At 65.9% G+C, this 11,518-nt stretch carries 7 protein-coding genes; 4 read left to right on the top strand and 3 right to left on the bottom strand.

The features are described 5' to 3' along the window. Nucleotides 1–271: 271 nt before the first annotated feature. Entirely contained in the window at nt 272–1,741 is a 1,470-nt protein-coding gene (locus IHE57_RS14760; protein WP_209374314.1) for an APC family permease, read from the bottom strand. Nucleotides 1,742–2,063: 322 nt separating this feature from the next. Between IHE57_RS14760 and IHE57_RS14755 the strand changes: the two genes are divergently transcribed. Further along, the gene (locus IHE57_RS14755; protein WP_209374312.1) at nt 2,064–3,146 is read left to right on the top strand and encodes an MBL fold metallo-hydrolase; all 1,083 of its coding nucleotides are present in this window, start codon (nt 2,064–2,066) and stop codon (nt 3,144–3,146) included. Between the two features lie 28 nt (nt 3,147–3,174). Further along, nucleotides 3,175–4,350, top strand: a complete 1,176-nt coding sequence (locus IHE57_RS14750) for a C45 family autoproteolytic acyltransferase/hydrolase (RefSeq protein ID WP_209374310.1) — start codon at nt 3,175–3,177, stop codon at nt 4,348–4,350. A gap of 26 nt (nt 4,351–4,376) precedes the next feature. On the opposite strand, the gene IHE57_RS14745 is transcribed toward IHE57_RS14750, so the two are convergent. Both IHE57_RS14745 and IHE57_RS14740 read right to left on the bottom strand, forming a co-directional pair. Next, a complete protein-coding gene (locus tag IHE57_RS14745) occupies nt 4,377–5,384 on the bottom strand; it encodes a hypothetical protein (protein WP_209374308.1) in 1,008 nt (335 codons plus the stop codon). Between the two features lie 100 nt (nt 5,385–5,484). Next, nucleotides 5,485–6,147: a TetR/AcrR family transcriptional regulator gene (locus IHE57_RS14740; RefSeq protein ID WP_246475682.1), complete on the bottom strand. Its 663-nt coding sequence runs from the start codon at nt 6,145–6,147 to the stop codon at nt 5,485–5,487. Nucleotides 6,148–6,282: 135 nt separating this feature from the next. Here IHE57_RS14740 and IHE57_RS14735 point away from each other — a divergent pair, with 135 nt between their 5' ends. Beyond that, nucleotides 6,283–9,129, top strand: coding sequence for an MMPL family transporter (locus IHE57_RS14735; RefSeq protein ID WP_209374305.1), 2,847 nt, complete (start codon nt 6,283–6,285; stop codon nt 9,127–9,129). Continuing rightward, on the top strand, nt 9,126–11,516 hold the full coding sequence (locus IHE57_RS14730) for a YhgE/Pip family protein (RefSeq protein ID WP_209374303.1): 2,391 nt from the start codon (nt 9,126–9,128) through the stop codon (nt 11,514–11,516). Before IHE57_RS14735 ends, IHE57_RS14730 begins: the two co-directional genes overlap by 4 nt. Nucleotides 11,517–11,518 lie beyond the last annotated feature (2 nt).

Here is an 11,518-nt window from a genome sequence, read left to right as displayed (position 1 = left end):
TGTGTGCATGATGTCGTGAGACATCTGGTCAGCGTTGACGTGAGACAGGAGTGAACGATGTCCTGAAACCAGACACCACCGCTTCCGCCGTGTGAAACGCCCCCGAACATGTCGCAGACAGCGACGAGTTCGGGGGCGTCGGCATCTCCGGAGAAGCAAACGGTGGTCGCAATCGGATACTTCTCACGGGAGAAAGTATCCGATTGCGACCACCGTTCGGGGAAGAAGGCGGCTCCGTCAGGCAGGGGCGAACCCAGTCCCTGTCGGGAAGTCAGTCCCTGACAGGCGGTCCCGGCTCTTGTGACTCAGGACCGGCACCCTCGGGAACCTCCGGGCCTGCTGCCTCAGCAGCTTTCGGATCCGAGGCCTCGGACTCGGGGACCTCAGGCTCGGACATCTGCGCGTCCGCCTCGGGGTCGTCGAAGCTGCGGACCGAGCGCTGGAAGCCGCGGGTCATCACTGCCAGGTAGATGATGCCGATGGTCAGCCAGATGACGCCGCCGATGAGCGCCGTCTTGTGCAGGCTCGCCCACAGCACACCGGTGAGGATGGCACCGATGGCGGGCATGATGACGTAGTTGAAGGTCGTCTTGAGGTCGACGACCTGTCGTGTCCGGAACGCATAGTGGGCGATCACCGTGAGGTTGACGAAGGTGAAGGCGATGAGCGCGCCGAAGTTGATCAGCGCGGAGATGAGCTCGAGGCTGAACGACATCGCCAGCAGGCACACCGCGCCCACGAGGACGATGTTGAACACCGGGGTGTGCGTCTTCGGATTGATGTAGCCGAAGGTCTTCCGCGGCAGGACGCCATTGCGACCCATGACCAGCAGCATGCGCGAGACAGAGGCGTGCGAGGCCAGTCCCGAGGCGACCGTGGCTGCGAAGGCCGCGGCCAGGAAGAAGCCCTGGAAGATGTGTCCGCCTGTGAGGAAGCCGATCTCCGGCAGCGGATCGTCGACGATGGTGAACTGCGAATTGTCCGGGAACAGCAGCTGGGCGAAGTAGCTGGCGACGAGGAAGATGGCGCCGCCGGAGACGACGGTGAGCATGATCGCCTTCGGCATGATGCTGATGTGCTTCGCCTCGTTGGCGTACATCGTCACGGCGTCGAAGCCGATGAAGGAGAAGCAGACGACGGTGGCGCCCGTGAGCAGTGCGGAGAGCTGCACGCCCTCATGGACGAACGGTTCGGGGCTGAAGACGACTCCGGCGCCCTCGCCGTTGGTGAGGTTGACGATGGCGAAGACGCAGAAGAGCGCGACCATCGTGACCGCGAAGACGAGCAGGACGCCATTGAAGTTCGCCGTGCCGCGCATCGACGAGGAGACGATGGCGGTCATGACGACCGTGTAGACGACGACCCACACCCAGGCGGGAGCATCGGGCACGAGCGACTCCATGTACAGGCGCGCGATGAGGCAGTTGACCATCGGCAGCAGCAGGTAGTCCATGAGAGAGGTCCACCCGACGAGGAACCCGAGCCCCGGAGACATCGTCTCGCGCGTATAGGTGTACGCCGATCCCGCGGTGGGGAAGATCTTCACCATCTTGCCGTAGCTGAATGCCGTGAAGATCATGACGATGAGAGCGATGAGATAGGCCGAGGGCACCGCTCCCTCGGTTTCGCCGGATACGATTCCGAACGTATCGAAGACAACCGTCGGTGTCATGTATCCGAGGCCGAGTCCGACGATGGACCACAGCCCGAGGTTGCGCTTCAGCGAGCCCGAAGCAGCCATATCAATCCTCCCCAATGAGTCTTGCCTTCTGCCGTTGCGCGCGTCGTTCTCGATCTTCGTGCGCCTCGACAGTGATGTGCGTCATGATCTTAGCGGTTCCGGTACTGAAAACGAAACCCTCTCTGACGTTTTTATGGAAAAGCAGTAGGTTTACATGCCGGAAACGACGGTATATGGCAAGTATGCCGACGATATCGGTAGTCGCGACGGCAGGGCCGGACACGATCCGTCCAGTCACCGAATGACCTTTCAGTAACTAAGGGAAACAGAGTAGATTGCGAGGAGAGGACAATGTGGCCCCACGGAGAGGTGTGAAACAGAAATGACGATCGAAACGCTCAGTTCCCGGCAGTCGGCGGCATGGAGGGACCGGGTGCTGCCCCCGGTCGAGAAGGTCGCCGAAGGGGTCTGGGCCGTTCCGGTCCCGATTCCGGACAACCCGCTCGTCTACACCTACTGCTACGCCGTCGCCGACGGCTCCGGGGTCGTCCTCATCGACCCGGGCTGGGACGGCAGGGACCAGTACGCGGCACTGACCTCGGCGCTGGCGGATCTGGGCTTCAGAGTCGCCGACATCCACGGCATCGCGATCACCCACTACCATCGTGACCACATCGGCCTGGTGCCCGCACTGCTGGCGGAGAATCCCACTGCCTGGATCGCCATGCACGGTGAGGACCTGCGCTCGATCAAGCGCTTCTTCTCCCAGACGGTCGACCTCGGCACCGGCATCGACCCCAACCTCAATATCGCACGTGCCTACGGGGTTCCCGAGGAGCGCTGGGCCGAGGTCGAGAGTCTGCAGGTGGGTTCGAGCAGGTCCGGTCGGGGGAGCGGGGCGTCGGATTTCTACCAGAAGGCGATGAGCAGTCTGCCCGAGAGGATCCACGTCCTCGACGACGGGTCCGAGCTGCCCATGAGCGAGGGCACGGTGACGGCCTTGTGGACCCCCGGCCACACCTATGGGCATTCGGCGTTCGTCCGCGCGGACGATGACCTGCTGTTCTCCGGCGACCATGTGCTGCCGACCATCACCCCGAACATCGGGCTCGACAGCGGCGCGATCACGCACAGCCTGAAGGACTACCTGGGTTCGCTGGAGAAGATCGGGCAGCTCCCCGAAGACGTGGCGGTGCTGCCCGCCCACGGATTCCGCTTCAGCGGGCTCCATGACCGCAAGACCGAGCTCGTCGAGCACCACCGCGAACGTCTCGACGAGATCCGCGCCCGCATGGATGCCACCGACGATCACAGCGTCTACTCGATCGCGCAGGGCCTGCACTGGTCGCGCGGTTTCGACAGTCTGCACAGGTTCAACCTCTTCGCCGCTCTTGCCGAAACCGCCGCGCACATGCATTATCTCGGTATCGACATCGGCGTCGGCTCGCTCGTGGGCACGGACTGAGCCGGGGCCGGGCTGAGGAGGAGCCGATATGAGCGCACAGTTCGTCCCCGCCGCCGAGGCGCGGCCCGAGACCTTCGCGGTCCGGGCCGTCGACCATATCGACCGCGGCCGCAGGCGCGGCCAGGAGCTGCGCACCGGAATCGACTCCGCCCTGAGTGCCTATCGTCGCTACTTCTCCCACCTGTCCATCACCGAGGCGGACGTGCGCTCAGCGGCGGCGTCGAGCTGGGCGCGGCTGCAGGAATGGTCGCCGCCCGCCGCCGAGGAGGTCGAGGCGGTGGCGGCCGGCGCCGGCATCGAGACCACCGAGCTGATGGAGATCATCGCGCGCACCGAGATCATGACCCAGGCCGAGGCCGCACAGACCGAGTGCTCGACCCTGAGCAGCACCTGCCCGGGCGCCTCGGTGGCCGCGCAGAACTGGGACTGGGCCGCGGACTTCTCCACGCTGTGGCACATCAACGATGTCGGTGCGGTGCCCGGTCAGAACCGCCACGTCGGCATCGCCGAATACGGGATGCTCGGCAAGATCGGACTCAACGAGGCCGGCGTCGGCGTCCTGCTCAACATCCTCAAGCACACCGCCGACGGGCCCGGGGGAGTGCCCATCCACATGATCCTCGATCGCGTGCTCTCCGAGGCCGACAGCCTGACCGAGGCACTCGAGATCATCCACTCGGCCCCGACCTCGTCCTCGTCGATCATCACCGTCATCACCGCCGAGGCGGCCGTCCAGGTCGAGATCGCAGGCGGCGCCAAGCGCGAACGACGGGCGGGCGCGTACGGATTCCTCATCCACACGAACCACTTCCTCCATCCCGATCTGCTCGACGGAGCGCTCGAGCTGCGGCCCGACTCGACCTCGCGAGCCCGTCACCGTCACCTCGAAGAGGCAGTCGCGCGCTTCGATGCCGAGCGTGTCGGGGCCGACCGCGCAGCGAACGCGCGTAACGAAGCCGGCCCCGCCGGCGTCGGCGCCGACGCCTCGCCCGCGGCACCTGTGACGATCGGCGACCTCACGAAGCTGCTGACGAGCGGACCGGAGGAAGCGCCCGTGTGCTGCACTCCGGCACCGGATGCCGCCTACGGAGATCGCTCGGCGACTCTGGCGACCGTGCGCATCGACCCGGGCCGGCTGCAGATCGATCTCGCTCCCGGCTCACCGGCCGAGGGTCTGCGCGGAAACCGCCGCTTCCAGCTCTGAGCGAGGCATTGGGGCTGAAGCGCCGCTCAGCCCTCGTCGTCTGTTCCGGTCGAGTCGCCATCCGACGCAGCCGCCTCGGCGGCTTCCTTCTCCCGCAGCTCGATGACGGCATCGAGCGCGGAGGCGATCGCCTCGGAGTCCTCGAGTGCGGCCTGGATGAGGCGCCAGGGCACGAGATCGAGGTTCTGATCGCCGATGACGAAGCGGACGAACGGCTGTCGGCTGCGCGGATCGTCGGCTTCGAGCTCGGTGCCGTAGCGCCACTGGCCGAAGCCGATCCGGCGCACGGTCTCGCCGATGAAGCGCATGGCACCGGCGACGAACGGAGTCTCCTCCTCGCTCATCATGTCCTCGCGGGTGTCGTAGCGCACCGCGACCTGCTTGCCCAGCCGCGCCAGGCTCTCCCGATCGAATCCCCACGAGGCGGGTTCGGCCTGCTCCTGCGTCCAGGCGGCGATGCCCGGTTCGACGGTGCCGATGAACCGCGAGAGGAACTCGACCTCCTCCTCACTCGAGTTCTCCGCCGTGAGCATTCCCAGCGACAGTCCTGTGCACTTGCGGCGCGGCAGCCCGTCCCCGCCGAGGTTCTCCCTCGCCTTGTCGAGCACCGCGGTGAACACCTCGGCGCTGCGCTGATCGACGGCTGTGAGCACGATGGCCACGAGCGGGATCGGCTCACCGGCGGCCGGACCCTCCTCGGTGTCGGGCCGGATGAACGGCATCCCGTTGCCGGTCGTCTCGTCGTGGTCCCAGACCCCGCCGATCGCGCGCAGATAGGTCTCGCCGAGGTAGCGGATGAGCCCCTCGAAGAAGCGCCGATTCTCGGGTTCGAGGATCGCCTCGGTGCTGGGGAACTTCGAGAGCACGAAGAGCTCGAGCATCGGCAGGGACTTCGTTCCGAAATCCTTCGGGAACTTGACGGTCTCCCCGTCCTCTTTCTCGAAGGTCTCGGGCAGATCGGCGAGGACGAACGCGCCGAGGCGGACGTCCATATTGTTGATGAAGGCAGAGTATTCGCGCTGGAGTTCGTTCACGGGCACCACCTTAGTGCCTCAGGCCACAGAGGTGAGCGGAACGATCGCCGCGGAGCGGCCGACCGGCGCGTCAGTCACGGGCGGCCGTCCGACCGGCTCGTCAGTCAGAGGCGCAGGGGCTGAAGTCGATGAGCTGCATGAGGACTTCGACGATGAGGCTCGGATCGATGTCGACGTGCTCGTGCATCTGTCTGCCGGCGGCCGCGGTCAGCGCGATCCGGTTGAACACGGAGATGATGACCGTGAGAAATTCCGAGATCGGCTGATTCGGTGTGGCTCCGGCGACGTCGAGCGCCGTGCTCACCAGGGCCGCGAGCCGATCGAGCTGAGAGGCGTTGAGCTCGACGAAGCGGGCATAGAGGTGAGGGACGCGGATGCAGTAGAGCTCGATCTCCTGCTCGGTGATGGTTTCGGCCACCGTCTGCTTCTTCTCGTTGAAGACGTCGTCGATGAACTTCGTCATCAGCTCTTTGATCTCCGGCGCCTCGGTGGTGGCCGTCAGCTGCTCCGTCCACCGTCGGATCGTCTGATCGAGGCGGTCGAGGTTCTCCGAGGTGCGCATCTCGATGATGGCGAGCACCAGGTCGTCGCGGCTGGAGAAGTTCGAGTAGAAGGCGCCGCGGGTCAGGCCGCCGGCCTCGCAGATCTCCTCGATCGAAGCGCCGTCGATGCCGCGTACGGCGAAGACGGAGATGCCGGCCTGCACAAGAGTGGATCGGGTCTGCTGTCTGCGGGGGCTGAGCTCGTCTGTGTTCATCGTCATTTCGGTGGCGGGATCGTATCGGCAGCTGAACATCTCATGGGAATCCCCAGGATTCCTGGGATGCATTTGCACGGACGGTGAGGATTCAACAACAATACAATACTGTATCCAATACACTTTTGTATCGAGGTTTTCGTGTCAACTTTCCTCTACGCCCTCGGACGCCGTGCGTACCGGACCCCGTGGCGATTCATCGCCGCGTGGCTGCTCATCTTCGCACTCGTCGGCGCCGGAGTCGCCGCATTCGCCAAGGACTTCGACGACGACTTCACCCTTCCCGGCTCCGAGGCCCAGAACGCACTCGACTCGATGAAGTCGACGTTCCCCGAGGCGGCCGGAGTCTCCGCCTCGGTGATCGTCGTCGCCGACGACGGCGAATCGGTCGAGGACGCGAAGTACGAGGACGCGATCGCCGACGAGGTCGACCGGCTCGAGGACCTGCCGCACGTCGACGCGGTGACCTCCCCGTATTCGAAGATGGTCAAGGGGGCGATCAGCGACGACGGATCCGCGGCCATGATCTCCGTCCAGTACGACGGCACCCAGCAGGATGTCGGCGAAGACGCCGGCGACGAACTCCTCGATGCCCTCGACCCGCTGCGCGACGCTCTGCCCGGAGCAGAGGTCGAAGGCGGCGGCGAGCTGTTCCAGATCACCGGTGTCTCGATCTCCTGGGTCGAGGGCATCGGCGTGGCCATCGCCTTCATCGTCCTCCTGCTGACGCTCGGATCCTTCCGTGCCGCTGGCATGCCGCTGGTCACCGCGCTCATCGGCGTCGGCATCTCCGTGCTGCTCGTCGTCGGCGCCACAGCCTTCGGCGCGATCAACTCCTCGTCGATCATGCTCGCGCTCATGCTCGGCCTGGCCGTGGGCATCGACTATGCGCTCTTCATCGTCTCCCGCGCCAGGGCCCTGCTCGCCGAGGGGCACGACCCCCTGGAGGCGACGGGACGCGCGGTCGCCACGGCCGGATCCGCCGTCGTCTTCGCCGGCATGACCGTGATGATCGCTCTGCTCGGACTCTCTCTGGCGGGAATCCCCTTCCTCACCATCATGGGAATCGGCGCCTCGGGTGCGGTGGCCGTGGCCGTGCTCATCTCCCTGACGATGATCCCGGCACTCCTCGGGCTCGCGAAGTCCCGGATCACCCCGAAACCGACCAAGCGCTATCGGAAAGCCTTCGCAGCCGCCTCGGCGCGGGCGACGACACGCGAGGAGGTCGCTGCCGAGGCGCGCGCCGAGGCGGGCGAGCCCTATCCGAAGACGATCATGGACACGTTCTTCGCCGGCTGGCTGAAGGCCGTGACGAAGATCCCGCTGCTGACGATCGTCGTCATCGTCGTCGGACTCGCACTCTTCGCCATCCCGGCCACCCAGCTCCAGCTGTCCCTGCCCACAGCGGGCGATCAGGAGCAGGGCACTCCGGCACGGACGACCTACGACCTCATAGACGAACACTTCGGTCCCGGCTACAACGGACCGCTGGTCATGACCAGCCAGATCGTGACCAGCGACGACCCGCTCGGCGACGTCGAGAAGATCGAGGACCGCATCGAGGACGTCGAAGGCGTCGAACAGGTCATCATGGCCACCCCCAACCGGGACGCCACGACCGCTCTGTTCCAGATCATCCCGACCACGGCCTCCGACGACCCGGCGACGCTGGACACCGTCGACCATCTGCGAACGCTCAGCGATGAGATCGAAGACGACTTCGACTTCGACACCGCCGTCACCGGTGCCACAGCGATCCAGATCGACGTCTCCGACCAGCTCGGCAAGGCGCTGCTGCCCTTCGGCATCTTCGTCGTCGGACTCTCCATCATCCTGCTCATGATGGTCTTCCGTTCGATCGCGGTTCCGATCAAGGCCACCGGCGGCTTCCTGCTGTCGGTCTTCGCCTCCTTCGGCACGGTCGTCCTCGTCTTCCACGACGGCTACTTCGCCGCTCCCTTGGGCATCGACTCGACCGGACCGGTGATCAGCTTCCTGCCGATCATCGTCATGGGCATCCTGTTCGGACTGGCCATGGACTACGAGGTCTTCCTCGTCTCCGGGATGCGCGAAGCCTATGTCCACGGTTCATCCGCCAAGGACGCGATCAGGATCGGCTTCGGCTCCTCGGCCAGAGTCGTCTCGGCAGCCGCGGTCATCATGTTCTCCGTCTTCGCCGCCTTCGTCCCGGCCGGCGAACCGATCATCAAGTCGATCGCCCTGGCCCTGGCCTCGGGCATCTTCGTCGACGCCTTCCTCGTGCGCATGTCCCTCGTCCCGGCGATCATGCAGCTGCTCGGCGACAAGGCCTGGTGGCTGCCGAAGTGGCTCGACCGGCTCCTGCCGAGACTCGACGTCGAAGGCGAGGGCCTGGCCCACGAGGTGGCTCTGCGCGATTGGCCGGAACCGGACTCCGGCTACCGGGTCTACGGTCGCGGCATCGGCGTGTTCGCCGGTGATCGCGGATTCGCCCGCGTCGACATCTCCTTGTCTCCCGGCCAGATCCTCGTCGCCAGCGGAGCGGCTCGCAGGGCTCTCCTGCTGGCGGTCTCGGGTCGGGTCGGACTCACCGCGGGCGAGATGAAGATCGGTGAGAACGTCCTGCCCGAACACGCAGGCCGGGTCCGCCGCGAGGTTCCCTACTTCGACCTCGCCGGTCATGAGGGCAGCCAGGCGATCAGCGAGCGTGACCTCTCCCGGTTGGCCGCCTCGGCGCCGGACCTGCTCGTCGTCGACGGGGCGGAGGAACTCGCCGCGGAGCCCGGACGCGGCCTGACCGAGCTCCTGCCCGAACTCGTCGCGGCCGGCACCACCGTCGTCCTCGGCCTGCCCGATGGCGACGTCACCGGGATCCTCACCCCGGAGACGAACTATTTCCACCTCGACCTCGACGAGGCTCGGCCCGATGAGCGAGGCGACACTGACAGCGAAGGCGGCGAGCCCATCCACGCCGCCGTCGGCACCGACATGGAAGGCGTGCAGTCGTGAGACTCGAACGTGCGAACTCGAAGCGACCGGTGAACTGGTTCTCGCTGATCGGCCTGGTCCTGATCCCGATCATCGTGGCGGCCGGATTCATCCTCGCCACCTGGAAGAGCGGCGACCGTCTCGACACCATCGAAGCCGCCATCGTCAACAACGACGACGGTGCGAAGGTCGACGGCAAGACCGTGCCGATCGGCCGGCAGCTGACCAGCGGACTCGTGGGCGAAGAGGACAACAACATCCACTGGGTCATCACCGACGAGGAGGACGCGAAACAGGGGCTCTCCGACGGCACATACGCCGCGAAGCTGACCATCCCCGAGGGATTCTCCCGGGCCGTGACCTCGGTCGATGACGCGAAGTCGGCGACGCAGACGCAGCTCGACGTCGACGTCTCCGGCACCGCCCCGGCCACGGACACGCAGATCTCCCGTTCCGTCGCCGAGGTGGCCCGCACGACCTTCAACACTCAGATGACTGAGAACTATCTCGACAACATCTATCTCGGCTTCAACAAGATGGGCGAGCAGATGAAGAGCCTCGGCGATGCCGCCGGGGAACTGGACAAAGGCGCGAAAGGGCTGAAGGAAGGCACGGACAAGTCCGCCAGCGGCGCAGGTGAGCTGTCCGAGGGAATGGACGAGCTGAGCACTTCGGGCGGTGAGCTGAAGACCGGCGCCTCGGATCTGGCCGATGGGGCCGGCGAGCTGTCGTCAGGCGCGTCCGAACTGTCCGGGGGCCTGAACAAGATCGACAAGCAGACGTCGAAGCTGCCCGAGAGCACCCAGAAGCTCGCCGACGGCTCGGGAGAGCTCTCCGACGGCGTCGACCAGTACACGAAGTCCATCGATCAGATCATCAAGGGCTTCTCCGGATCCGGGGAGGGCGGCGAAGGCGGCCTCGACGACATCACCAAGGGCGGCAAGAAGCTCGACAAAGGCGCTCAGGGTGTGTCCGAGGGAGCCTCCGGACTCTCCGACGGGCTGCATCAGTACCGTGACGGTCTGAAACAGGGCGCGGACCAGGCCGACCAGCTGGCCGGGACGAAACCCGACCTCGACGGGCTCGTCGCCGCAGGCATCATGACCTCAGGAGAGGCCGACCAGGCCCGAGCCGAGATGTGCCCGGAAGGCACTCCCGACCAGGTCTGCCAGGGCATCGAACAGGCCTATGCGCAGGGTCTGCTGAACGGCACCTCGGGCGGACTCAACCAGGCCGTCGACGGGCTCGAACAGGAGAAGAACGGATCCTCGCTGCTCGGCGGTGCCGACGAACTGGCCGACGGGGCGAGCGAACTCAGCGACGGGATGAGCAAGTTCGTCACAGGTCTCGAGGACGGCCTCGGGAAGCTGAAGAAGGGCATGGAGGACATCTCGAAGAACGCTCCGAAGCTCCTCGAAGCCTCGAAGGGGCTGCGGAAGGGCGCCGCCGGAGTCGCCGACGGCAACCAGCAGCTCGCCGACGGGATGCCCGCCCTGTCCAAGGGCATCGGGAAGCTCGCCGACGGCTCCGGAGAGCTCTCCGACGGAGCCGGGCAGCTGAGCGACGGGCTGGACCAGTACAGCACCGGTGTGGGCAAGTACACCGACGGCGTCTCCGAAGCGGCGACCGGCACCTCGGACCTCGCCGACGGGCTCGAGGACCTCGACAAGGGCACAGGCAAGTACGCGAAGGGCGTGACGAAGTTCGCTGACGGGGTCAAGGACGGCGCCGATGACGTGTCTTCGTACACGGCTCCGGAACGGGACCGCTTGGCGAAGGTCGCCTCGGCGAACATCAAGGCACCCGACAGCGACGGTCTGACGAACGTGCTGCAGGGCTCGACGGTCGCGCTGCTCATCATGCTCGCGCTGTGGGTCGGCGGACTCGTCACCTACACCGTGCTCAAACCGATCCCGGCCTCGACCCTGCTCTCGACCCGGTCCTCCTTCGCGGTGTGGCTGCGGGGGCTGGTGCCCGGCGTGGTCGTCGGGGCGCTGCAGGCGCTCGTGCTCTCGATCCTCGCGGTGACGGTGATGGACATCGATGCGGTCCAAGGCTTCGAAATCGCGGTCCTCACCTTCGCCTCGGCGATAGTGTTCATGATCCTCAACTTCGCCCTCGTGGCGTGGTTCGGCGGTGTGGGCCGGTTCCTGTCGGTGATCGCCGTGGTGCTGGCCGTGGCCGGTCGGACGATCGGAGCGGTGCCGCAGTTCTTCGACTTCGTGGCCCCGATCCTGCCGCTGACTCCGTCGATGAACGGCTTCGCAGCGATCGCGGCCGGCACGACCGGACAGGCTGCGGCCTACGGCGGCCTGTTGGCCTGGGCGGTGATCGGCATCGTGATGTCACTGCTGGCGATCGTCCGCGCTCGGACCACGAAGCCCGAAGCCGCCCTCGCCATGGCCTGAGG

The sequence above is a fragment of the Brevibacterium renqingii genome (assembly GCF_017808105.1).
Taxonomy (GTDB): domain Bacteria; phylum Actinomycetota; class Actinomycetes; order Actinomycetales; family Brevibacteriaceae; genus Brevibacterium; species Brevibacterium renqingii.
Note: the sequence above shows the minus strand (reverse complement) of the source record. Positions and strands in the feature narration are given on the sequence as shown.